19 protein-coding genes and 1 pseudogene are annotated in these 23,254 nt (G+C 70.4%); 6 read left to right on the forward strand and 14 right to left on the reverse strand.

All coding sequences use genetic code 11. The annotated features are described in order from the left end of the window. The first annotated feature begins 118 nt into the window (after window positions 1–118). Window positions 119–700: a hypothetical protein gene (locus ABIE38_RS05740; RefSeq protein ID WP_354054425.1), complete on the forward strand. Its 582-nt coding sequence runs from the start codon at window positions 119–121 to the stop codon at window positions 698–700. Next, the gene (locus tag ABIE38_RS05745) at window positions 697–2,169 is read left to right on the forward strand and encodes a phytoene desaturase family protein (protein WP_354054426.1); all 1,473 of its coding nucleotides are present in this window, start codon (window positions 697–699) and stop codon (window positions 2,167–2,169) included. The genes ABIE38_RS05740 and ABIE38_RS05745 overlap by 4 nt, the downstream gene beginning before the upstream one ends. Window positions 2,170–2,196: 27 nt before the next feature. Here ABIE38_RS05745 and ABIE38_RS05750 read toward each other — a convergent pair whose 3' ends face one another. From ABIE38_RS05750 to ABIE38_RS05765, 4 genes are read right to left on the reverse strand one after another with little or no spacing between them, the layout of a single operon-like run. After that, the gene (locus tag ABIE38_RS05750; RefSeq protein WP_354054427.1) at window positions 2,197–3,813 is read right to left on the reverse strand and encodes a hypothetical protein; all 1,617 of its coding nucleotides are present in this window, start codon (window positions 3,811–3,813) and stop codon (window positions 2,197–2,199) included. Between the two features lie 51 nt (window positions 3,814–3,864). Further along, a complete protein-coding gene (gene ilvC, locus ABIE38_RS05755; protein WP_354054428.1) occupies window positions 3,865–4,878 on the reverse strand; it encodes a ketol-acid reductoisomerase in 1,014 nt (337 codons plus the stop codon). A 54-nt stretch (window positions 4,879–4,932) separates the two neighbouring features. Beyond that, window positions 4,933–5,439, reverse strand: coding sequence for an acetolactate synthase small subunit (gene ilvN, locus ABIE38_RS05760; protein WP_179525519.1), 507 nt, complete (start codon window positions 5,437–5,439; stop codon window positions 4,933–4,935). Then, a complete protein-coding gene (locus ABIE38_RS05765) occupies window positions 5,436–7,331 on the reverse strand; it encodes an acetolactate synthase large subunit (protein ID WP_179525520.1) in 1,896 nt (631 codons plus the stop codon). Before ABIE38_RS05765 ends, ilvN begins: the two co-directional genes overlap by 4 nt. A gap of 351 nt (window positions 7,332–7,682) precedes the next feature. On the opposite strand from ABIE38_RS05765, the pseudogene ABIE38_RS05770 reads away from it, so the two are divergent. Further along, window positions 7,683–7,952: pseudogene (locus ABIE38_RS05770) on the forward strand (PH domain-containing protein); the annotation flags it as partial. Here ABIE38_RS05770 and ABIE38_RS05775 read toward each other — a convergent pair. Beyond that, complete coding sequence (locus ABIE38_RS05775; protein ID WP_354054429.1) at window positions 7,938–9,428, reverse strand: YhgE/Pip domain-containing protein; 1,491 nt, start codon at window positions 9,426–9,428, stop codon at window positions 7,938–7,940. The pseudogene ABIE38_RS05770 and the gene ABIE38_RS05775 sit on opposite strands and share 15 nt — an antisense overlap. Before the next feature lie 110 nt (window positions 9,429–9,538). On the opposite strand from ABIE38_RS05775, the gene ilvD reads away from it, so the two are divergent. Then, on the forward strand, window positions 9,539–11,377 hold the full coding sequence (gene ilvD / locus ABIE38_RS05780) for a dihydroxy-acid dehydratase (RefSeq protein WP_354054430.1): 1,839 nt from the start codon (window positions 9,539–9,541) through the stop codon (window positions 11,375–11,377). A 20-nt stretch (window positions 11,378–11,397) separates the two neighbouring features. Here the strand turns inward: ilvD and ABIE38_RS05785 are convergent, their stop codons facing one another. Further along, window positions 11,398–12,207 carry a DoxX family protein gene (locus ABIE38_RS05785; protein WP_354054431.1) on the reverse strand — a complete coding sequence of 270 codons (810 nt, stop codon included), beginning with the start codon at window positions 12,205–12,207 and terminating at the stop codon, window positions 11,398–11,400. Window positions 12,208–12,273: 66 nt separating this feature from the next. Here ABIE38_RS05785 and ABIE38_RS05790 point away from each other — a divergent pair, with 66 nt between their 5' ends. Then, window positions 12,274–13,302: a PQQ-dependent sugar dehydrogenase family protein gene (locus ABIE38_RS05790; protein ID WP_354054432.1), complete on the forward strand. Its 1,029-nt coding sequence runs from the start codon at window positions 12,274–12,276 to the stop codon at window positions 13,300–13,302. 21 nt (window positions 13,303–13,323) lie between these two features. Here the strand turns inward: ABIE38_RS05790 and ABIE38_RS05795 are convergent, their stop codons facing one another. Genes ABIE38_RS05795 through gatC form a run of 6 tightly spaced genes read right to left on the reverse strand, consistent with a single transcriptional unit; the run spans window position 13,324 to window position 19,943 of the window. Next, window positions 13,324–14,241: an SDR family oxidoreductase gene (locus ABIE38_RS05795; RefSeq protein ID WP_354054433.1), complete on the reverse strand. Its 918-nt coding sequence runs from the start codon at window positions 14,239–14,241 to the stop codon at window positions 13,324–13,326. Continuing rightward, complete coding sequence (gene gatB / locus ABIE38_RS05800) at window positions 14,238–15,719, reverse strand: Asp-tRNA(Asn)/Glu-tRNA(Gln) amidotransferase subunit GatB (RefSeq protein ID WP_354054434.1); 1,482 nt, start codon at window positions 15,717–15,719, stop codon at window positions 14,238–14,240. The genes ABIE38_RS05795 and gatB overlap by 4 nt, the downstream gene beginning before the upstream one ends. Window positions 15,720–15,729: 10 nt before the next feature. After that, entirely contained in the window at window positions 15,730–16,764 is a 1,035-nt protein-coding gene (locus ABIE38_RS05805) for an ATP-dependent 6-phosphofructokinase (protein ID WP_354054435.1), read from the reverse strand. Between the two features lie 28 nt (window positions 16,765–16,792). Further along, window positions 16,793–18,196 (reverse strand): DHA2 family efflux MFS transporter permease subunit, encoded by a 1,404-nt coding sequence (locus tag ABIE38_RS05810; RefSeq protein WP_354054436.1) that lies wholly within the window; start codon window positions 18,194–18,196, stop codon window positions 16,793–16,795. Continuing rightward, complete coding sequence (gene gatA / locus ABIE38_RS05815) at window positions 18,193–19,647, reverse strand: Asp-tRNA(Asn)/Glu-tRNA(Gln) amidotransferase subunit GatA (protein WP_354054437.1); 1,455 nt, start codon at window positions 19,645–19,647, stop codon at window positions 18,193–18,195. Before gatA ends, ABIE38_RS05810 begins: the two co-directional genes overlap by 4 nt. After that, window positions 19,644–19,943 (reverse strand): Asp-tRNA(Asn)/Glu-tRNA(Gln) amidotransferase subunit GatC, encoded by a 300-nt coding sequence (gene gatC / locus ABIE38_RS05820; protein WP_354054438.1) that lies wholly within the window; start codon window positions 19,941–19,943, stop codon window positions 19,644–19,646. Before gatC ends, gatA begins: the two co-directional genes overlap by 4 nt. Before the next feature lie 78 nt (window positions 19,944–20,021). On the opposite strand from gatC, the gene ABIE38_RS05825 reads away from it, so the two are divergent. Next, on the forward strand, window positions 20,022–20,672 hold the full coding sequence (locus ABIE38_RS05825) for an ACT domain-containing protein (protein WP_354054439.1): 651 nt from the start codon (window positions 20,022–20,024) through the stop codon (window positions 20,670–20,672). On the opposite strand, the gene ABIE38_RS05830 is transcribed toward ABIE38_RS05825, so the two are convergent. Then, entirely contained in the window at window positions 20,638–21,045 is a 408-nt protein-coding gene (locus ABIE38_RS05830) for a hypothetical protein (RefSeq protein ID WP_354054440.1), read from the reverse strand. The two genes, ABIE38_RS05825 and ABIE38_RS05830, sit on opposite strands and share 35 nt — an antisense overlap. Window positions 21,046–21,052: 7 nt before the next feature. Next, entirely contained in the window at window positions 21,053–23,230 is a 2,178-nt protein-coding gene (gene ligA / locus ABIE38_RS05835) for an NAD-dependent DNA ligase LigA (protein WP_502914719.1), read from the reverse strand. Between the last annotated feature and the right edge of the window lie 24 nt (window positions 23,231–23,254).

Below are 23,254 nucleotides of genomic sequence, written 5' to 3' on the forward strand. Positions count from 1 at the left end.
GCATCGACAGTCTAGGCCACCGAGCACCGGCCACGACCAGTGGCCGGGGTGGCCACGGACGCCTACCGTGGCTGACGTCCCCGCAGGACCTGACCGACGCCCGACGAACGGATCACCTATGTTGCGCCCGCCCCGGTCGACCGGACTCCCGGTCCGCCTGCCCATTCCCTGGATGCCCGTCCTCGCGCCCGCGCGCGGCTCGACGGCGGTCGCCTCCTATCTCCGCGCACATCTCTACGGGGCGGCGGTGGGTCGCAGCCTCCTGGACCACTGCATCCGCGCCGTCGACGAGAAGGACAAGTCCCGCCTGGAGCCCCTGCGCGCCCAGTTCGAGCAGGAGATCGACACCGCCGCCGCGCTGCTGGCCCGGCTGACCCCCATCGGGACCCCGGGCCGGCGACTGCTGCGGCTGTCGACCGGTGTCTCGTTCTCCGTGTTGCCCGTGGGGCCGGTGCTGAGCGATCCACTGACGCGGCTCGCGGTGCTGGAGGCGCTGCGCACCCTCGTGGTGGCCAAGCGCTCCATGTGGGAACTGCTGTCGGACTCGTGGGTCGCCGACCAGCCCTCGCGGGGTGACGACGACGAAGCGGGCGGACCCGGCACCCGACGCGTCCTCCTCGATCTGGCGGAGCAGGCCGTGGCGCAGGAGAGGCTGCTGGAGGAGCTGCGCCGAACCTACGGCCTGGCGGTATTCGAGTGAGTCCCGCAGCGCCGGTGCGCGCCGACGTGGTGGTGGTCGGGTCGGGTCCGAACGGCCTCGCCGCGGCACTCCTGTGCGCACGCGCGGGCCGTCGCGTCGTGGTTCTCGAGGCCGAGGACACCATCGGGGGCGGGTGCCGCACCCTGCCCATGGACGGCATGCCGGGCGATCTCGGCGCGGACCTCGTGGTCGACCCGTGTTCGGCTGTCCACCCGATGGCCGGCGCCGCGCCGTTCTTCCGTCGTTTCGACCTCGCCGCACACGGTGTGGAGCTCAAGACGCCGCCGGTCCAGTTGGCCCATGCGCTCGCGGGGCGCGACGCGATCCTCGTCCCGTCCGACCCCTCCCCCGGTGCGCTGGCCGAGGGGCTGGGGTCCGAGGCGGAGGCCCGCGCCTGGTGGCGGGTCATGGGTCCGACCGCCGAGCGGTCCCTCGAGGTGGTGGCCGCGGCGTTGTCCGACCAACGGTCGGTCCCCCCGATCGCCGCGACGGCGGCCCTGGCCGCGGCCTTCGTGCGCGCGCATCCCCGTCGGGGTCTGGCCGATCCGTTCGGTCCGGACGGGCGAACACTGCTCACCGGGATCTCGGCCCACGCCATCACCCCACTGACCTCACCGGCCGCGACCGCGGTCGCGCTCATCCTGGGTTCGCTCCTGCACTCCCCGCTCGGCTGGGCCCTGCCGGTCGGGGGCAGCGGGGCGATCACCGGGGCGCTCGCGGAGGCCGTCCGGGATGCGGGGGGAGAGATCCGCACCGGGCAGCGGGTGGACTCGCTGGCGCGGATCGACGCCCGCGACGTCGTGTTCAACACCTCGTCACGGGTCCTCGGCGACATCCTGCTCGCCTCCTCCCCGTCCCCGGCAGTGGAGCGCCGGGCCCGCCGTCTCACCCGCGCACCTGTGGGCGGTGCCGCCTCGAAGGTCGACATGGTCCTGTCGGGTCCGGTCCCCTGGCGCGACCCCCGGCTGCGGGACGCCGGGACCGTTCACCTGGGCGGTGACGCGGAGCAGATCGCGGCGGCCGAGCGCGACGTGGCGGCGGGCCGTCACGCGGACCGGCCGATGGTTCTCGTCTCCCAACCGTGGGTGGTGGACCCGGGGCGGGTCGCCGCCGACGGGCGACGACCCCTGTGGACGTACGCACACGTGCCCGCCTACTCCGAGCTGGATCAGACCGAGCAGGTCCTCCGCGCCCTGGAGGAGGTCGCCCCCGGCGTCCGCGACGTCGTGGTGTCGACCCGCTGTACCCCCGCGTCGCGGATGGGCCGACACAACGCGAACTACGAGGGCGGCGACATCGCCGCGGGCCGTGTCGACCTGCGCGGACTCATCGCCCGGCCGGTTCCCCGGGCCGACCCCTTCGCCACCGGGGTCCCGGGCGTGTGGCACGCCTCCGGGTCCACGCCCCCCGGGCCCGGCGTCCACGGGATGGCGGGCCAGCACGTGGCCGAGCGGATCATCCGCGGCTGATGGTCGCGGCCCCGGCGGAGAGCCGACCTACTGGTAGGACACGAACCACGGCCGGGGTTCGACCGCCATCGTCTGTTCCGGCGTGAAGGTCGGGGTGTCCTCGTCGTAGAAGTTCTTCCACGCCATCCAGATGTCCGGGGACAGTCCCTGCTGCAGTACCTCCCACGTCTCCAGCTTCATCTCCGGGGTCCCGTGTCCGTCGGCGTGGAGGGAGATCGCCACCTCGGGCCGCGAGGTGTCGATGTTCTCGCGGTCGGTGATCATCGCCAGGCTGAACTGGTGCAGGATGAGCAGCTTCTGCGGCCCCCCGGAGTCGCGGGTGAGATCGGCGAGCCAGTGCGTGACCCGGTTGATCTCCTCGGCGCTCGCGCTGCCGATCTGCGCCCCCGGGCGCTGGCCGGGCTCGAGCTTCCACTCGGGGTCCAGGGCCAGCCCCACGTTGGGTCGCGTGAGCAGATCTTCGAACAACCGCGCCTGGTCGAGGAGGTCCGCCATCCCGGGCTGAAGGTCGATCACCGCGTAGCCACCGGCCTCGGTGATCGCGTCGATGAGGGGCTCGAACACCTCCGGCGCCCACTCGTTGGTGTAGTTGCCGTCGGGCCCCGGCTCGGTCGCCGCGACGGTGGCGATGATCTCGAACGCGGGGATGACCGGCTCGGGTGAGTACGGCTGGTATTCCTCGACCAGCTGCCGCACCCGCTCCGCGCTCTCCTCCGGGCCCTGTTCACCGAGGATGCCGAGGGCCGGGGTGATCGGCGACCCGTAGGCCGCCACGAAGCGTCGGCCCGGGAACAACAGCTGCCCCCCGCCGGGGAGCTCGGGGACGGTGCGGGCCTTCTCGACCCGGTCGGCCAGCTCGTCTTCGGTGCCCCATCCGGGCCCGAGAGCGATCACGGTGTCGGCGTCCATGACCGCCTCGACCGAACCACCGTCGACCCGCGGATCCGGAGCCCGGAGGTGGGAGACGGCCGCCCCGCTCGAGACAGCGGTCGCCACCGCGGCCACCGGGGTCCGGTCGTACACGAGAACCCGTGGGGCCTCCTCGGACGACCAGGCGGGGCCTCCCGCCGAGAACACCTCGACATCCGACGCCGGTTCGCCGCCGGCGGTGAACTGACCGACGACCATCAGCGACGGCGAACCCGGTGCCTGATGGACGGTGACGTCGTCCACGCGGTCCCCTGGGATCTCCTGCTCGGACTCGAACGTGATCCCGGTGAGCGCCTCCAGCTCGGTGCGGTCCGCCGGGGCGTCGACCACCTCGCCGTCGTCGGGTGTGAACGTCACCTCACCGACCCGCAGCACCCGCTCGGCACCCATCCGGTCCAACTCGCCCGCGAGGGCGTCGTCACCGCCGGACACCGCGGTGAGCATCGGCGCGCGCAGCCCCACCGCCACGGACGCGGCGCGGGCCTGGGCGGCCTCATCCGGCGCGGCCACCACGACCACCGGCGCGGCCTCCACCAGGAGACGGGTGGTCTCGACGCCGGACGCATCGGCGTCGACCGCGATCCTGGCACCGTCGACCTGCGCGGCGGTGATCCCCGGCCCGTCCTCGTCCGTTCCCGACGTGCACGCGACGGTGGACCCGACCAGACAGAACGAGAGGACCGCCGCCCCCACTCCTCGGTTGAAGTGGCGCACGGCGGTCCTCCTGAAGCTCGGGAATCGATCCCGGTGGACCCTACAGGGGTCTCAGGCGGTCTCGGTGATCGGCCGGTCGACCCAGCTCATCAGGTCGCGCAGCTTCTGGCCGGTGACCTCGATCGGGTGCTCGGCGTTCTCCTTGCGGAGCTGCTCGAGCTCGGAGTTCCCGCCCTCGACGTTGGCGACGAGGCGCTTGGTGAAGGTGCCGTCCTGGATGTCGGAGAGGATGGCCTTCATGCGCTCCTTGGTCCCGGCGTCGATGACGCGCGGGCCCGAGAGGTAGCCGCCGAACTCGGCGGTGTCGGACACCGAGTAGTTCATCCGCGCGATGCCGCCCTCGTACATGAGGTCGACGATGAGCTTGAGCTCGTGCAGCACCTCGAAGTAGGCGAGCTCGGGCGCGTAGCCGGCCTCGACCATGACCTCGAAGCCCGTCTTGACGAGCTCCTCGGTGCCGCCGCAGAGCACGGCCTGCTCGCCGAAGAGGTCGGTCTCGGTCTCATCCTTGAACGTGGTCTCGATGACGCCCGCGCGGGTGCCACCGATCGCCTTGGCGTAGGACAGCGCGAGGGCCTCACCCTCACCCTTGGGGTCCTGCGCCACGGCGATGAGCGCCGGGACGCCCTTGCCGTCGACGAACTGACGGCGCACCAGGTGGCCGGGGCCCTTCGGGGCGACCATCGCGACGGTGACGCCCTCGGCGGGCGTGATCAGACCGAAGTGGATGTTGAGGCCGTGGCCGAAGAACAGCGCGTCGCCGTCGCTGAGGTTGGGCTCGATTTCCTCGGTGAAGATCTGGGCCTGCGAGGTGTCGGGGGCGAGCAGCATGACCACGTCGGCCCACTTGGTGGCCTCCGCGGCGGTCATGACCTTGAGGCCGGCCTCTTCGGCCTTCGCGCGGGACTTGGACCCCTCACGCAGACCGATCGCGACCTCGACACCGGAGTCGCGCAGGCTCAGCGAGTGCGCGTGCCCCTGCGAGCCGTATCCGATGACGGCGACCTTGCGGCCCTGGATCAGCGACAGATCCGCCGAGTCGTCGTAGAACATCTCCACTGCCATGGTGGATTCCCTTCGTGTTGGTTCGTGTAGCCGAGACTTGTGTAGGAGTCGAGACTATCGAGTGGTGGTGATGGACTTGGGGCCGCGTCCCAGCGCGACCATGCCGGATTGCACGATCTCGCGGATGCCGTAGCCGTCGAGCATCCGCAGCAGCGCGTCGAGCTTGTCCGGGGTACCCGTGGCCTCGAGCGTGAGCGATTCCGGGGAGACGTCCACGATGTGGGCGCGGAACAGACTGGCGATCTCGACGATCTGTCCACGGTTGGTGGTGTCGGCGCGGACCTTGACCAGGGTGAGTTCGCGGGCGACCGAGCCGGCCGGGTCCTGCTCCACGATCTTGATGACGTTGACCAGCTTGTTGAGCTGCTTGGTCACCTGTTCGAGGGGGAAGTCCTCGACGGCCACGACGATCGTCATGCGCGAGAGCCCGTCGGTCTCGGTGGGACCCACCGCGAGGGACTCGATGTTGAACCCGCGCCGGGAGAACAGCGACGCCACGCGCGCGAGCACGCCGGGCTTGTCCTCCACCAGCACGCTCAGGGTGTGGGAGCGGGCGGTCACTGGTCCTCCTCCTGGGCGGCGAGCACGGCGGCGTCGATCCGCTCGGTCACCTCGTGGACGTCCGCGGCGTCGTCCGCCACGGAATCGGTGTCGTCGAACAGCGGCCGGATGTCCCGCGCCGCCATGATCTCGTCGTTGGACGTGCCCGCCGCGACCATCGGCCACACCTGGGCGTCCTTGCCCACGATGAAGTCGATGAGCACCGGGCGGTCGTTGATCTCGCGGGCCTTGGCGATCACCTCGTCGACGTCCTCGGCGCGCTCACAACGGAACGCCACGCACCCCAGGGCCTCGCCGAGCTTGACGAAGTCGGGGATGAGCTTGGACTGCGTCGACAGGTCGGTCTGCGAGTAGCGCTGATCGTAGAACAGCGTCTGCCACTGGCGGACCATGCCGAGGTTGCCGTTGTTGATCAGCGCCACCTTGATGGGAGCGCCCTCGATCGCACAGGTGGCGAGCTCCTGGTTGGTCATCTGGAAGCACCCGTCGCCGTCGATGGCCCACACCTCGGCGTCGGGACGACCGAATTTCGCACCCATCGCGGCGGGGACCGAGTACCCCATGGTCCCGAGCCCGCCCGAGTTGAGCCACGTGCGCGGCTTCTCGTACTGGACGAACTGCGCGGCCCACATCTGGTGCTGGCCCACCCCGGCGCAGTAGACGGCGTCGGGGCCTGCTGCCGCACTGAGTCGCTCGATCACGTACTCCGGGGAGAGCGAGCCGTCCGACTGCGGTCCGTATCCGAGTGGGTACTCGGAGCGGATCTCGTCCAGCTGCCCCACCCACGCGGTGGGCTCGGCGAGCGCACCGGAGTCGCGCTCGCCGCGCAGCGTCTCGACGAGCTCGACCAGCACCTCCTTGATGTCCCCGACGATCGGCACGTCGACCGCGCGGTTCTTGCCGATCTCCGCCGGATCGATGTCGGCGTGGATGACCTTGGCATCGGGGGCGAAGGTGTCGAGCTGTCCGGTCACGCGGTCGTCGAACCGGGCGCCCAGCGTGACGAGCAGATCCGACCGCTGCAGCGCGGCGACCGCCGCGACGGTGCCGTGCATGCCGGGCATGCCGTAGTGCAGCCGGTGCGAGTCGGGGAACGCACCGCGGGCCATCAGGGTGGTGACCAACGGGATCCCCGACAGCTCGGCCAGTGCGAGCAGCTCCGCGGAGGCGTCGGCCTTGATCACCCCACCGCCGACATACAGGACCGGGCGCTGGGCCTTGGCGATGAGCCGGGCAGCCTCGCGGATCTGCTTGCCGTGGGGTTTGGTGACCGGACGGTACCCGGGCAGCTTCATCTCCGGCGGCCACGAGAACGTCATCTCGGCCTGCAGGACGTCCTTGGGGATGTCCACCAGCACCGCGCCCGGTCGGCCGGTCTGCGCGATGTGGAACGCCTCCGCGATCATCCGCGGGATGTCCTCGCCGTGCGAGACGAGGAAGTTGTGCTTCGTGATCGGCATGGTGATACCGGAGATGTCGGCCTCCTGGAAGCCGTCGGTGCCGATGAGCGCGGTGCCCACCTGCCCGGTGATGGCCACGATCGGAACCGAGTCCATCTGCGCGTCCGCGAGCGGTGTCACGAGGTTGGTGGCCCCGGGGCCCGAGGTGGCCATGCAGACACCGACCCGCCCGGTGGCCTGTGCGTACCCGGTGGCCGCGTGACCTGCGCCCTGCTCGTGCCGGACCAGCACGTGGCGGACCTTGACCGAGTCGTAGAGGGGATCGTAGACGGGCAGGATCGCGCCGCCGGGGATGCCGAAGACGACCTCGGTGCCGATCTCCTCGAGGGACCGGACGACCGCCTGGGCGCCCGTCATCCGCTCGGGGGCCGCGGACCGGGCCCTGTGCTCTGCACCCGGACGGGGTCCGGGCTGTGCCGTTGGTGCGCTCACTTCAACTGTCCTTCATGCTGGTCGTGGAGCTGACGTTCGTCGCCGCACCCGGTCCGGTTGGACCAGGGGAACCCGGCAACAAAAAACCCCCGACGGCCACGGGGGCCGGCGAGGGTGCGCGTCGACGGAAAGCCAGGTAGCGGCTCAGGCGCCGACGCGCCGGCCGAGTACTAGACCGTTCCAGGTGTTCACGCGCTCAGGTTAGGCCCCGTCCGTCACGGTCGTCAACTCGTGGAAACCGAATCCCACATAGTGGACCGTGAGACAGTGGAGGGCACCATGAGCGCAGCATTCAGAGCACCCCACCCGGAGTCCACGCCCACCGACCGCGCACTCTTCCGGGTCAACCCCATGTCCTACGCCGTCATCGCCATCTTCGTCCTGGCGATCCTCTGGCCGGTGACCGCCTATCCCGTCGCTCTGGGATGGCTCGTGCTGCTCCCGATCGGATTCGGCTGGTGGGTCGCACGGACCAACACCAGACTCGACGAGAACGGGGTCCACCTGTCGACGTGGCGGACGAGCAGGTCCGTCCCCTGGGAGGAGGTCAAGGGCGTGTTGTTCCCCAAGAGCGGGTTCGCCCGCCTCGTCACCACCACCGATGACTCACTCCCGATGGGCGGGGTCTCGTTCCACGATCTCCCCCGGCTCTCCGTGGCCAGCCGGGGGCGCATCCGCGACCCCTACGGCGCCGCCCCGACGGACGGCAGCTCCCCGGCGGACGACGCCCCGCGCACCGACAGCCCCTCCTGAGCGCCGGTCTGACGAGCGACCACCCGCCGGGACACGGTCGGCGACGGCCTGGCGGCGGAGCCCCATGCGCTCATAGGCCAGGGTGACCGCCACCCCCGCGAGGAGTCCGGCCACGGCCCAGCCGCCGAGGACCCACACCGCGTGCCCCAGGCCCGCGTCCCAGCTCGAGTCGAAGAACATGATCGACCGCAGCCCCAGGTAGGCCTGGTGCATCGGCTGGAGGTTGCCGATCGCGACGAACACCTGCGGCAGCATCTGCGTCGGGGTGGCTCCTCCCGACGTCGGAATCCCCAGCACCACGAACACGACCAGGTTGACCAACAGTCCGGCGTTCCCGATCGCCGCGATGATCGTGTGCGCGCACACCCCCACCGCCACGATCACGAGGTTCGAGAACCAGAACATGTGCCACGGGTCGTACCCGGTGACCCCGATGATGTGCGCGACGAGAAGGCACAGCCCGGACACGAGCGGTGCCGTCACGAGTGTGACCACCCACTTGCGGGCCAGCGTCTGTAGCCGGCCGAACGGGGCTACGTGCACGTGCAGTGCCAGAGGTCCGATCTCCAGGGGGATGAACCCGAGCCGGGCGTCGAGCACGGCGGAGATGATCATCGCCCCGGTGAAGCCCGCGAGGATCACGATCAGTGCGTAGAACATCGGCAGCGAGGCGTTCGACACCCCCTCCGGCAGCGGGTTCCACGCGGTCACATCGATCCCGACCGGGTCCCCGAGGGCGAGGGTCGCGGCGGCGCCGATCGTCCTGCCCTCCGCCTCGGCGAGCAGCTGCGAGTCCGCGATCAGCCTGGGGCCCATCCGGTCGCGGAAGGACTCCTGCATCGCCCCCGCCATGGTGTTCATGACCTGGCTCGACACGATGGAGACGCGGGGCGAGTACTCGACCGTGACCCGCGCGGGAGCGGGCGGTTCCGCGGCATCCCCCTCTTCGGTGGCCGCCGCCTCGACCAGACCCACCACCCGCTCGCTCAGGTCGGGGGGGATCCTGACCACCCCGAAATACGAGCCGTCACGCAGTCCCTCCTCCGCCGACTCGGAGTCCACCACGTGCAGCCGGATCTTCTCCCAGTCGTTGTTCTGGAGCAGACCGGCGGTGATCTGCGATCCCACGTCGAGGTCCCGCACGCCGATCGGCGTGTCCAACGACGCACCGCGGTCGGAATCCACCACCGCCACGGGGATGTGTCGGGCGTGGGCCTGGGGATCGGCGGTCCCGCCCAGATACATGAACGACAGCAGGAAGAACAGTCCGCAGACCAGAACCACCGCGCCTGCGGAGTGTGAGGCGAACTCGCGGAGGCCGCCGGTGTGGCCGGAGTCGGTCATGGTGATCCTCATTCGTGTGGAACGCCGGTCGACCACACGGCCGACCGGGACGAAGTTACTCCTGCCACCGCGGGTATCGTGTACCCGTCCCCGAACCGGATCGAGGTCCCATGCCCGCCCTGAGGTCCCGCACCAGCACCGCCGGTCGCAACGCGGCGGGGGCTCGCGCCCTCTGGCGCGCCACCGGCATGACGGACGCCGACTTCGGCAAGCCGATCATCGCTGTCGCCAACTCGTACACGCAGTTCGTCCCGGGACATGTCCACCTGAAGAACGTCGGTGAGATCGTCGCCGAGCAGATCACCGCAGCGGGTGGCGTCGCGCGCGAGTTCCACACCATCGCCGTGGACGACGGCATCGCGATGGGCCACGCGGGGATGTTGTACTCGCTTCCCAGCCGCGAGATCATCGCCGACTCCGTCGAGTACATGGTCAACGCGCACACGGCCGACGCCCTGGTGTGCATCTCGAACTGCGACAAGATCACACCGGGGATGCTCAACGCGGCGATGCGCCTGAACATCCCGACAGTGTTCGTCTCCGGCGGTCCCATGGAGTCCGGCTTCTCGGTGGTCGTCGACGGCGTGGTCAAGGCCGGTTCCGACCTCGTCACCGCGATCTCCGCCTCGGCCAACTCGGCGGTCGACCAGGAGGGCCTCGACGCGATCGAACGTTCCGCCTGCCCCACCTGCGGTTCCTGCTCGGGCATGTTCACGGCCAACTCGATGAACTGCCTCACCGAGGCCCTGGGCCTGTCCCTCCCGGGCAACGGCTCCACCCTCGCCACCCACAGCGCACGGCGCGAGCTCTTCGCCGAGGCCGGCCGGGTCATCGTGGACCTCTGTCACCGCTACTACCGGGACGACGACGAGTCGGTCCTGCCGCGGTCGGTCGCGACCAAGGAGGCCTTCGCCAACGCTATGACGCTCGACGTGGCCATGGGCGGGTCCACCAACACCGTGCTCCACATCCTCGCCGCCGCGCAGGAGGGCGAGGTCGACTTCGATCTACACGACATCGAGCAGATCTCCCGTCGGGTGCCGTGCCTGGCCAAGGTCGCACCCAACTCGGACTACTACATGGAGCACGTCCACCGGGCCGGGGGCATCCCGGCGATCCTCGGCGAGTTGTACCGCGGCGGTCTGCTGGAGACGGGCGTCCACTCGGTGCACTCCCCCTCTCTCGAACAGCACATCGCGGACTGGGACATCCGCAGCGGTACCGCCACCGAGCAGGCGATCGAACTGTTCCACGCCGCACCCGGCGGGGTCCGCACCATCGAGCCGTTCTCCACGGACAACCGGTGGGAGTCGCTGGACACGGACGCCGTGGACGGCTGCATCCACTCCGTCGAGCACCCGGCCACGGCCGAGGGCGGGCTGGCCGTACTCCGCGGCAACATCGCACCGGACGGGTCGGTCTTCAAGACCGCCGGCGTGTCCGAGGAGAACTTCCACTTCAGCGGTCCGGCGCGGGTCGTGGAGTCGCAGGAGCAGGCGGTGTCGGTGATCCTGGACAAGACCCTGCAGCCCGGCGAGGTGCTCGTGGTGCTGTACGAGGGCCCGGCAGGCGGCCCGGGCATGCAGGAGATGCTCCACCCCACCGCGTTCATCAAGGGCGCCGGCCTGGGCGCACGGTGCGCCCTGATCACGGACGGCCGCTTCTCCGGTGGCTCGTCGGGACTGTCCATCGGGCACATCGCCCCCGAGGCCGCCGCCGGAGGCCCGATCGGGCTGATCCGGAACGGGGACGTGGTGACGATCGACGTGGCCACACGATCCATCTCGGTGGAGGTCGACGACGACGAGCTGGACCGTCGCCGGGCTGAGAAGGGACCCCTCCCGTGGCGTCCGGTCAACCGCGCGCGGAAGGTCTCCACCGCGCTGCGTGCGTACGCCTCGATGGCGTCGTCCGCGGACAAGGGTGCCGTGCGAATCCTTCCGGACTGACCTCCCCGGTCCGCCGCCGGTCAGCCCGCGGTGACTGCCGGGCTGTCGGTCGTGGACATCAGCGGATTGCTGCCGTTGAGCAGATACCAGATCACGCCTGCCACGACGACGGCCAGCAGCAGCCAGATCACTCCGCTGAACCGGGGGCGGTGCGACCACTGCCACTTGCGGTCGACAGACCAGCGTCCGGCTCCCGCGAAGAGGAGCGCGAGCAGGGCGGCGACGTACAGGACCGAGGTCTCCAGCCCACGGGTCGTCTCGCCGAGGAGCGGCACGGGGTCGTCACCGGTCAGCCGGACCGCGAGGCCCAGGCCGACCAGCCCGAGCAACCCGGCCGCCGCGACCGGCGTCGCCAGGCCGACCACGAGCAGGATCCCCGCGACCAGCTCGACGACGCCGCCGGCGATGGCGAGGAGCCGCGCCTGCTCGAAGCCCGACTCGGTGAGGGTCTGCGTGAATCCGTCGAGTCCCGGGCCGCCGAACAATCCGAAGAGCTTCTGCAGACCACGCATCGCCAGGAGGACGCCCACGGCGAGTCGGAGGAGGAACAACCCGAAGTCGGCCGTGCCGCGCCGAGAGATCTCGTCCCGGCGCGCGGGGTCGATCGTCGTGGGCTGGTCGCCGAACGGCAGCGGCGTCGACGTGTCGTATCCCCCGGACTCCGAGAACTGCGAGTAGTCCGTCCGACCCGCCGCGGGGAACGCCGTGGTCGCCGAGTCCGCGGTACCCGTACCGGAACCGGTCCCCGTCGCGTTGGGGACGTCGAGCGGGTAGTCGACATCGTGGATGATCTCGGTTCGGGCGTCGTCTCCGGGCTTTGAGGAAGTCACCATGCGACCATAGGCCGCTTCCCGGGCACCCGCACCCAGGACACGGCGCACCGTAGTCTTGTCGATATGAGATCGCTCTCGCTGCTGGTGGTATTGGCCGTCGCGACGGCCGGGTGCGCGAGGTTCGACGATCGTCTCGCGGCCCCCTTCACCCCCGCCCCCGGCCCGGGGATGGGCGCGGCCCCGCCGTCCAGCCCGCCCGGCCCGCCCCCGCCCACCTCGCCTCCGCGATCGGGTGAGCAGGACGCGCCCCCCGAGCCCGGCCCGTGCGTGGACCCGGACCCCGCCGTCATCGCGACGTGCCTCGAGCCGGCCGTCGCGGTCGCCGCTCTCGGCGAGAGTGCGCTGGTCGCCGAGTCGACGGGGGGCGTCAAGATCGTCTCGGTGGACGGACCCCCCGAGGACTTCGGCCGGGTCGACCCGCGGGGAGGACGGGTAGCGGCGGTGGCGCCCTCCCCGGACTTCGCCCAGGACCGGTTGGTGTACCTTCTCGTCGTCGGCGACGGCCCCTCCAGGGTCGAGCGACTCGCCCGCGGCGACGCGCCGAGGACGGTCGCCGAACTGGCCCCCGCGGAGTCCGGGGGGCTCGCGTTCGTCGATGACGTCCTGACGGTGGGCGTGGGCTCGGAGCTCCTGCGGTTTCCCGGGTTCAGGGGGATCGGCACAGCGGACGACCCGGAGGTCGTCGCACGCGACCTGGGCCGGGTCAGTGGGCTGTGCACCCACGGGTCCGCCCTGTACCTGTCCGCGGTCACCGACCGCGGCGCGGTGATCCGGAGCGCCGACCGCATCATCTGGACCTGGCCCGATCAGCGTTCGGCGGGAGGCTGCGCCGCGGCCGAGGACTCGCTGGCACTCGCGTTGCCGGACGGCGAACGCGCCGACGCACTCCCTCTCGCGGGCGGGGCGGCACGTGGCCAGCCCGAGGCCCTGGCCGAGGGTCGCTACGGACGGATCACCGGTCTGGCGGCGGTCGGTGACGGGGTGTTGCTCGGCGGGACCACCAACAAGCGTGGTGGCTCCCCGGTCCCCACCGACGATCGCGCCGTCATCCTGCCCCGGACCGGTGGCGGAGGCGGCGACGCCCGGACCTGAGTCGCGGTCGAGTGGGGGACGTCACCCAGCGGGCCACACCTCGTCGAGGCGATGGAGAGTGGCGCCGAACAGTGCCGCGGTCTCCCCGGCGCCGGGAGAGGAGAGACAGTCACGGAGCATCACGTCGACAAGGGGGCTCGGGAGCGCCGGGAGGACATGACCGAGGAGACGTGCAAGAGCGGCCGGCAGATGCCGGATCCGCACGTCCGCGCCGTTCACCTGGGCGACGAACTCGTCCACGGAGAGGGACTGCGGTCCAGCGAGCTCGTAGGTCCCGGTCGGGGTGGTGTGGTCCAGAGCCGCGTGGACCAGGGCCTCGGCAACATCATCGCGAGCGATCCAGTCATAGCGTTGGGTTCCCGGCCCGAGCACGGTGACGGGCCGTCCCCCGAAAGAGAGCATCTCCGAGACGGTGGGACCGGGTGCGTCGGGGGTGCCGAAGATGTGCGCGGCGCGGAAGACGACGGCGGGAATCCCACTGGCGTGGATGAGTCGTTCGGCGTGGGCCTTGTACCGCAGGTACGGGTTGCTCGAGGACTCATCCGCCCCCAGGTAGGACAGGAAGACGACGCGGCGAACCCCTGAGTCCTTCAGTGCGCTGACCGTGGCGAGCACCGTGTCGAGATTCGCAGCCCGGTAGGTGTCGGACCGACTCGGGAACAGGGTCCCTGCGAGATGCACCACCGCAGACGCTCCGGCCGACGCCGTGGCCACGTCGTCGCCACGGGTCAGAGCGCGGACCTCGTTCGGCAGCCCGGCCAATCGGGCCCGAAGCGCGGTGCCGACCTGGCGGAGGCACCGGTGATGACCACCGGTCCCGTGCTCAACTCTCGCTCGGACACCACGTCCCCCGCTCCCGTCCCGACAGTACTTCTCGGGCTCCCGGGCATCAGGAGAACACACCCCGTCTCGACCTCGCAAGGCCCCCGGCACTGTCACCCGCAGGCGGCGATCACGAGCTCCTTGACCCTGGCCGGGTCCGCCTGGCCGCGGGTGGCCTTCATGACCGCACCGACGATCGCACCTGCGGCCTGGACCTTTCCGGAGCGGATCTTCTCCGCGATATCCGGCTGGGCGGCGAGGGCGTCGTCGACCGCCTTCTGCAGGGCCGAGTCGTCACGGACCACCTCGAGGCCCTTGTCGGCCACGACCCGGTCCGGCTCACCCTCGCCGTCGAGGACCGCGTCCACGACCTGCCGGGCGAGCTTGTTGGTGAGCGTGCCCTCCGCCACGAGCTCGATGACCCGTGCCACCTGGGCGGGGGTGATCTCCAGTTCCGGCAGGCGCACACCGCGCTTGTTGGCCTGCTGCGACAGGTAGGCCACCCACCACGACCGGGCCTCGGTGGGGGGCGCTCCGGCGTCGACGGTGGCGAGGATCAGGTCCAGCGCTCCGGCGTTGACCAGGTCGCGCATCTCCTCGTCCGAGACACCCCAGTCGGCCTGGACCCGTGCGCGGCGCAGCCACGGCAGCTCGGGCAACTCGGCTCGGATCTTCTCGATGAGCTCGTCCAGCGGCTCGACCGGCGCGAGGTCGGGCTCGGGGAAGTATCGGTAGTCCTCGGCGGACTCCTTGGGCCTGCCCGCGGTGGTGGTCCCGTCCGACTCGTGGAAGTGCCGCGTCTCCAGCACCACCTCGCCACCGGAGGTGAGGACGTCTGCCTGGCGACACATCTCGTGACGCACGGCGACCTCGACGCTGCGCAGGGAGTTGACGTTCTTGGTCTCCGTCCGGGTGCCGAACTCGGTCGCGCCCTTGGGCATCAGTGAGACGTTGGCGTCGCACCGCATCGATCCCTGGTCCATCCGGACGTCGGAGACGTCGAGGCTCCGGAGCAGATCGCGCAGAGCGGAGACGTACGCGCGGGCGATCTCGGGCGCGCGCTCCCCTGCTCCGACGATCGGCTTGGAGACGATCTCGATCAGCGGAACCCCGGCACGATTGAAGTCGAGCAGCGAATGTGTGGCCCCGTGGATCCGGCCGGTGGCCGAACCGACGTGGGTGGACTTGCCGGTGTCCTCCTCCATGTGCGCCCGCTCGACCTCGACGCGCCAGGTGGTGCCGTCCTCGAGTTGGACGTCGAGGAAACCGTCGTGGGCGATCGGCTCGTCGTACTGCGAGATCTGGTAGTTCTTCGGCTGGTCCGGGTAGAAGTAGTTCTTCCTCGCGAACCGGCTGTACGGCGCGATCGAACAGCCGAGGGCCAGCCCGATCTTGATCGCCCACTCGACGGCCTGCCCGTTGACCACCGGCAACGCCCCCGGTAGACCGATGCACACCGGACACACCTGGGTGTTGGGGTCCGCTCCGAACCCGGTCGGGCACCCGCAGAACATCTTGGTGGCGGTGTGCAACTCGACGTGCACCTCCATGCCCATGACGGGATCGAAACGTGACACGACCTCGGTGAACTCCATGCGGAACAATCTAGCCGAAGAGGCAGGCGGCCTCGCGGTAGCGGTCCTCCGGAACGGTCTTGAGCACGGCGACGGCCTCGGTGACCGGCACCATCTCGATGGACTCCCCGCGGAGGGCCACCACCTGACCGAAGTCCCCCCGGTGGACGGCATGCGCGGCGTGGACACCGAAACGGGTGGCCAGGACACGGTCGTACGCCGTGGGGGTTCCCCCGCGCTGGATGTGCCCCAGCACCGTGGTGCGGACGTCGCGGTTCATCCGGGAGGCGATCGCCGACGCCATCTGGTCCGCGACTCCGGTGAACACCTCGTGCCCGAACTGGTCGGTCCCGCCCTGCCGCAACGTCATACCCGAACCCTCGACGGGTGTGGCGCCCTCCGCCACCACGCAGATCCCGTACGCCTCCCCCATCTGGAAGCGGCGCTTCATCACCTTGCACACGTAGTCGATGTCGAACGGCACCTCGGGGATGACGATCATGTGCGCGCCTGACGCGAGCCCGGCGTGGAGGGCGATCCACCCGGCGTGCCTCCCCATCACCTCGACGAGCATGACCCGCTCGTGGGACTCCGCGGTGGTGTGCAGGCGATCGATCGCGTCGGAGGCGATCGAGACCGCGGTGTCGAACCCGAAGGTGTAGTCGGTTCCCGCCACGTCGTTGTCGATGGTCTTGGGGACCCCCACCACCGGCACGCCGTTCTCCGTGAGCCACCGCGCTGCCTTGAGCGTCCCGTCGCCACCGATCGCCACCAGCGCGTCGAGGGAGTGACGCTGCAGGGTCCGTCGGATCTCCGGCAGGCTCCCGGTGAGGATGTCCGGGTTGAGCCGGCCCGTTCCGAGGATCGTGCCCCCGCGCAGCAGGATGCGGTCGATCCCCTCGTCGTCGAACAGGGGCACCGCACGGTCGTGGACCAACCCGGACCACCCGTCCTGGAAGCCCAGGACCGGTGAGTCGTACTCGGAATGGGCGGTCCGCACCAACGCGCGGATCACCGCGTTGAGGCCGGGGCAGTCCCCGCCTGCGGTCAGCACGCCAATACGCACGTCGGACTCCTCTCGGTTCTCCCGCAGTCTAGGGCCGTGGCCGGTCCACCGCGCCCGGCCCCGGTGACTGTTCACCGGTACGAAACGCCATCGTCGCCGCCCCTCCGAGAAGGACCACCACGGCGGGGAGGTACATGGCGTCCGCCACTGCCTGTCCGACGTCGCCGTGGACGACCAGCCGAGCTTGCATCAACGCACCGATCGCCGCGGACCCCAGGACCGCGCCCACCTGGCGGGTGGTGTTGTAGACCCCCGAACCGGCTCCGGCGGAGGCGAGCTCGAGGCGCCGCATCGCGGTGGACGACGTGGGCGCCCAGACACACCCGTTGGCCACCCCCATCAGCGCGATGGGTCCGAGCAGCACGGGGATCGAGGTCTGCGAGTCCATGACGAGAGCCAGCCAGAACAGGGAGATCGCGTAGGAGAAGTACCCGATCCCCGTGAACAACCGCGGGTCGATCCGGTCCGCCCACCGCCCGACGACCGGGGCGAGGACGCCCGCGATCAACGCCATCGGGAGCAGCATCAGACCGGCGCGCGTGGGGCTGAGATCCTTGACGCCCTGGAGGTAGAACATCAGCGGCACCATGGTGCCGGCGGTGACGAAGCCGATGGTGGAGACGCCGAACGTGCCGATCGAGAAGTTCCGGTCCCGGAACAGACGTAGAGGGACCAGTGGCTCCGTGCGCACGCGCGACTGCCACCAGACGAACGCCGCCAGGCCCGCCGTCCCCGCGATGATGAGAGCGAGGGTGGTCCCTCCCCACCCGTGGGACTCGCCCTGCTGGATGCCGTAGACCAGGAGGAACATGCCCAGGGCCGACAGGACGATGCCCGGGACGTCGTAGGAGTGCGAGCGGGTCTCGAGCCTGGGCACCCAACGCCAGACCAGGACCACGGCCAGCACACCGAAGGGGATGTTGACGAAGAAGATCGCGCGCCAGTCGAACGCGTCGATCAGGACCCCACCCAACACGGGTCCGACTACCGAGGCGATCCCCGCGACCGCGCCCCAGGCCCCCATGGCCGCCCCGCGACGCTGAGGGGCGAAGACCCTGGTGATCACGCTGAGTGACTGGGGGGTGAGCAGCGCGGCACCGAGTCCCTGGAAGACCCGCGCGACGATGAGCGTCTCGATACTGCCCGCGAGTCCACACCACAGCGAGGCACCCGTGAACAGGACCAGTCCCGCGATCGAGACCGCGCGGGGTCCGATCTGGTCGCCCAGACGACCGGTGAACAGCAGCGGTACGACGTAGGCCAGCAGGTAGGCGCTGGTCACCCAGATCACCTGGTTGGTCGACGCGCCGAGTTGCGTGACGAACGCGTCGGTGGCGACAGCCACGATCGTCTGATCCACCAGGATCATGAAGAACCCGATGACGAGCGCCGCCAGGGCCTTCCATGCGTCCCTCTCGGGGACCGTGGTCACGCGATCGGGCCTCTCGCCGCCTCGAAGGCGGCACCCACCCGGTACAGGCGGTCGTCGGCCAGTGCCGGGGCCATGATCTGCAGACCCGCCGGAAGCCCGTCCACGAGACCCGACGGCACGGACATGCCGCAGTGCCCGGCGAGGTTGAGCGGGAGGGTGCAGAGGTCGAACTGGTACATGGCCACCGGGTCCTCGACCTTGGCACCCAGCGGGAACGCGGTCGTCGGGGTGGTGGGCGACACCAGGACGTCCACCTTCTCGTACGCGGCGTCGAAGTCACGCGCGATGAGGGTGCGCACCTTCTGTGCCTGGCCGTAGAACGCGTCGTAGTAGCCGGCCGAGAGGGCGTAGGTGCCGAGCATGATGCGGCGCTTGACCTCGGGACCGAACCCGGCTTCGCGGCTCGCCGCCATGACCTGGTCCGCGGAACCGTCGCCGACCCGCAGGCCGTATCGCATGGCGTCGAACCGGGCCAGGTTGCTGGAGACCTCGGACGGGAGGATCAGGTAGTAGGCGGGCAGTGCGTAGCGGAAGTTCGGGCACGAGACCTCGACCACCTCGGCACCCAGTTCCCGCAGGGTGTCGACGGAGGCACGGAACGACGCCTCGACCCCCGACTGGTACCCCTCTCCGGCGAACTCGGAGACGACGCCCACGCGCACACCGGACAGATCTCCCCTCGCGCCCTCGCGCGCCGCCCGGACCACGTCCGGGACCGCCACGTCGAGGCTGGTGGAGTCGCGGGGGTCGTGCCCGGCGATCACCTGGTGCAGGAGTGCGGTGTCCTCGACCGTGCGACCACACGGTCCGCCCTGGTCGAGCGACGATGCACAGGCCACGAGGCCGTACCGGGACACGGTGCCGTAGGTGGGCTTGACGCCCACCGTGGCGGTGAGGGCGGCCGGCTGGCGGATGGACCCGCCGGTGTCGGTGCCGATGGCGATCGGGGCCTGGTGGGACGCCAGGGCGGCGGCCGAGCCACCGCCGGACCCGCCCGGGGTGCGGCTGGGGTCCCACGGGTTGCGGGTCGGACCGTACGCCGAGTTCTCGGTGGACGACCCCATGGCGAACTCGTCCATGTTCGTCTTGCCCAGGATCGGGATGCCCGCCTCCCGCAGCCTCGCGGTGACCGTGGCGTCGTACGGGGAGCGATAGCCCTCGAGCATCCTCGACCCGCACGTGGTGGGTGCGTCGGTGGTGGTGAACACGTCCTTGAGGGCGACAGGGACCCCCGCCAGCGGGCCGAGTTCCTCACCGGCTGCGAGACGGGCGTCGACGGTGCGCGCGGCCTTGAGCGCCTCGTCTGCTCCCACGTGCAGGAAGGCGTTGATCTCCCCGTCGACCTCCGCGATCCGGTCGAGGTGTGCCCGGGTGACCTCCTCCGAGGACACCTCCCGCGCGGCGATCCGGCCGGCCAGCTCGGCCGCGGTGGCGGTGGTGAGCGAACTCATGCCTCCTCCCCCAGGATCTGCGGGACCTCGAAGCGCTGCTGGTCCGCGGCCGGGGCCTGGTCGAGCGCCTGGTCCGGGGTCAGACCGGGGGTGACCACGTCGGCGCGGTACACGTTGGAGATCGCGGTGGGATGGCTCATCGCCGGGACGTCGTCCGCTGCGACCTCGGACACGGCCTGCACGTGGTCGAGGATGTCGGTGAGCTGTCTCGCGAACGAATCCAGCTCGGAGTCGCTCAGTTCCAGGCGGGAGAGCCTGGCCAGATGCGCGACGTCCCCGCGTGAGATCGAGGTCACGTGTGTAGTCCCTTCGGCGTGGCATGTCGGTACCGGCCCAGCCTAGTCAGGCCATCAGAGTGCGGCACAATGGGCGCCATGTCATATCTGCTCCGCGTCCTGCTCCCCGATCGACCGGGCAGCCTCGGCTCCCTCGCGGTCGCCCTGGGAACCGCCGGCGCGGACATCATCAGCCTCGACGTGGTGGACCGGTTCGACGGGGTGGCCGTGGACGACATCGTGGTGAACGTCCCCAACGGGACCTTCCCCGACACCCTGATCACCGCGGCCGAGCAACTCGACGGGGTCATGGTGGATTCCCTGCGGCCGTTCGGCGGGATCCTCGACGCGCATCGCGAGCTCGAGCTCATCGACGCGGTGGCGGGAGCGGGGGCCGGGGCCTCCCAGCTGCTAGCCGACGAACTCCCCGCCGCGCTGCGCGTCGGATGGGCGCTGGTCGTGGAGGTGCCCTCGGACGCGCGGTGCCGTCTGATCGCGCGGGGCGAGTCCGCACCGATGTGGGAGGGTGGCGAGGTACCCGTGTTGTGCGGCCTGGAGCGGGTGACCGCACTGGACGACGACGGCGTGCCGGCGGAGTGGACGGCCATGGACACCTCGCTCGCGGCCGCGCCGCTGAACTCGGGGCACGTCCTCGTGGTGGGCCGGCCGGGCGGTCCCTCGTTCAGGCCGTCCGAGATCGCCCGCTTGGGTTACCTCACGGGGATCCTCCGGACCCTCGACGCGGGCTGAGACACAATATCGCCGCGACCAGCGCCGAGACGATTGCGACCGCCGGGAGGATCCACGCGAGCCGCCAGAGGGTCGCGAACATCGAGAACTGCTCGTTGCTGAGGAACTGGGTCGCAGGCGACCAGACTCCGACGAGATGTTCGATCACCCCGACGCGATCCGTCGACCGGTAGGTCTCCCGCAGCCACAGCAGGCCGAGGAACGCCGAGGCCGCGGACGCTGCGATCGCCGTCGCCGTCCAGAATGCCGGACGGGCAGCCCATCGGCGACCGCCCGCCGCGGCGGCCACGACCAAGCCCGCCAGCGCCCCGCAGTAGACCGGCCACCCCGAGCGCCAGGGCAGATACACGGGCATCTCGAGGAGCGTCTCCACGCGCCACCTACTCGTCGACCCCGGCCGGCGCCGGGCCGTTCTCCATCAGCTCGACGAAGCCGGCCTCGTCGAGGATGGTCAGCCCCAGCTCCTCCGCCTTGGCCGCCTTCGACCCCGGGTTGTCCCCCACCACCACGTAGTCGGTCTTCTTGGACACCGATCCCGAGGCCTTGCCGCCCCTGGCGATGATCGCCTCCTTGATCCCGTCCCGGGTGAACCCCTCGAGGGATCCGGTAGCAACGATGGTCAGGCCCTCGAGGGTGCGCGGGACCGACTCGTCCCGTTCGTCGGCCATCGACACGCCCGAGGCCCCCCACCGGTCGACGATCTCGCGGTGCCAGTCGACGTCGAACCACTCCACCACCGAGGTCGCGATGGTCGAACCGACGCCGTCCGTGTCCGCCAGCTCCACCTCGGATGCGGCCCGGATGGCGTCCATCGTCCCGAACCGGGTGGCCAGTGCGCGGGCGGCCGTCGGCCCGACGTGGCGGATCGACAGTGCGACCAGCACCCGCCACAGGGGCCGGTCCCTCGCCGTCTCGAGATTGGCCAGCAGCTTGCGGCCGTTCTCGTTGAGCACGGTGCGCTCCGCTTCGGCGCCGTCCTCGACCTGCTTGCGGGTCGCCTTGTCCAACCGGGTGTAGAGGGAGGTGCGGAGGAGGTCGGCCTCGGTGAGGTCGAACAGACCGGCTTCGTTGTCGAGCACCCCGCTGGCGAGCAGATCGGAGGATCCCTCGTAGCCGAGCGCCTCGATGTCGAGCGCGTTGCGTGATGAGAGGTAGAACAGTCGCTCCCGGAGCTGTGCGGGACAGGACCGCTGGTTCGGGCAGCGCCAGTCCGCGTCCCCCTCCTTCGCCGGCGCCAGGACGGTCTCACACTCGGGGCAGCGCTCGGGGAAGACGAACTCGCGCTCGGTCCCGTCCCGACGCTCCACCACCGGGCCGAGGACCTCGGGGATGACGTCCCCGGCCTTGCGGATCACCACGGTGTCACCGATCAGCACACCCTTGCGCTTGACCTCGGTCTGGTTGTGCAGGGTCGCGAGCGAGACCGTGGAGCCCGCGACGAGCACCGGCTCCATGTGGGCGAACGGGGTGACCCGCCCGGTACGACCCACGGAGACGCGGATGTCGAGCAACTCGGTCATGACCTCCTCGGGGGGGTACTTGTAGGCGATCGCCCACCTCGGTGCCCGCGACGTCTGACCGAGTCGGCGCTGGACGGCCCGGTCGTCGATCTTGACCACGAGGCCGTCGATCTCGTGCTCGGGGTCGCCCCGGTGTTCACCCCAGTACCGCATCCGCTCGAGCACCTCGTCGACCCCGGTCGCCGGAGCGGTGTGGGGAGAGACGGGCAGACCCCAGTCCGCCAGCGCGAGATAGACGTCGTGGAGGCTGTCGAAGGTCGCGCCCTCGACCGCGCCGAGGCCGTGACAGTACATCCCGAGGCGGCGCTGGGCGGTGATCGCCGGGTTCTTCTGCCGCAGTGACCCGGCGGCGCTGTTGCGGGGATTGGCGAACGGCGGCTTGCCGTCGGCCACGAGCCGCGCGTTGAGGTCGGCGAAGTCCTCGAGCCGGAAGAACACCTCTCCCCTGACCTCGAGCAACGCGGGGACGGGGCGCTCCTTGGTCGGCGTGAGAGCGACCGGGATGTCGTCGATCGTCCGGGCGTTGAGTGTGACGTCCTCGCCCGTGCGGCCGTCACCGCGTGTGGCCGCGCTGACCAACCTCCCCTCGCGGTAGACCAGGTCGAGCGCGACCCCGTCGATCTTGACCTCGCACAGGAACCTCAGGTCTTCCGCGGGGATGTGAGCCTGCTCGACCGCCGAGGCCACCCACGCGCGCAGCTCCTCTTCGGAGAACACGTTGTCCAGGCTCGTCATGCGCTGGAGGTGCTCCACCGGCGCGAAATCGGTCGAGAAGCCACCGCCGACCAGCTGCGTCGGGGAGTCCGCGGTCCGCAGGCCGGGGTGGTGTTCCTCCAGCGCCTCCAGGTCGTGGAACAGCCTGTCGAACTCGGCGTCCGAGACGATGGGGGCGTCCTTGACGTAGTAGCGGAACTGGTGATCCCGCACCGTCTCCGCGAGGTCGGTCCACTCCTGTCGTACCTCCGGGGGGATGTCCCCGGTGCCGACGGGCTCGTTACTCTGACTCGCTTGGCTCACGAGGTCAGGGTAATGCGACATGTGCCCGGCGTGTCGGGGCGCTGG

It is taken from the genome of Dietzia sp. 2505, from assembly GCF_040546785.1.
GTDB lineage: Bacteria > Actinomycetota > Actinomycetes > Mycobacteriales > Mycobacteriaceae > Dietzia.

What these genes read in the sequence shown, in the direction of transcription:
- ABIE38_RS05775 (WP_354054429.1), bottom strand. Translation starts at nt 9,428, where the DNA reads ATGACCGACTCCGGCCACACCGGCGGCCTCCGCGAGTTCGCCTCACAC.
- ilvC (WP_354054428.1), bottom strand. Translation starts at nt 4,878, where the DNA reads ATGGCAGTGGAGATGTTCTACGACGACTCGGCGGATCTGTCGCTGATC.
- ABIE38_RS05740 (WP_354054425.1), top strand. Translation starts at nt 119, where the DNA reads ATGTTGCGCCCGCCCCGGTCGACCGGACTCCCGGTCCGCCTGCCCATT.
- gatB (WP_354054434.1), bottom strand. Translation starts at nt 15,719, where the DNA reads ATGGAGTTCACCGAGGTCGTGTCACGTTTCGATCCCGTCATGGGCATG.
- ligA (WP_502914719.1), bottom strand. Translation starts at nt 23,230, where the DNA reads ATGTCGCATTACCCTGACCTCGTGAGCCAAGCGAGTCAGAGTAACGAG.
- ABIE38_RS05825 (WP_354054439.1), top strand. Translation starts at nt 20,022, where the DNA reads ATGTCATATCTGCTCCGCGTCCTGCTCCCCGATCGACCGGGCAGCCTC.
- gatA (WP_354054437.1), bottom strand. Translation starts at nt 19,647, where the DNA reads ATGAGTTCGCTCACCACCGCCACCGCGGCCGAGCTGGCCGGCCGGATC.
- ABIE38_RS05790 (WP_354054432.1), top strand. Translation starts at nt 12,274, where the DNA reads ATGAGATCGCTCTCGCTGCTGGTGGTATTGGCCGTCGCGACGGCCGGG.
- ilvD (WP_354054430.1), top strand. Translation starts at nt 9,539, where the DNA reads ATGCCCGCCCTGAGGTCCCGCACCAGCACCGCCGGTCGCAACGCGGCG.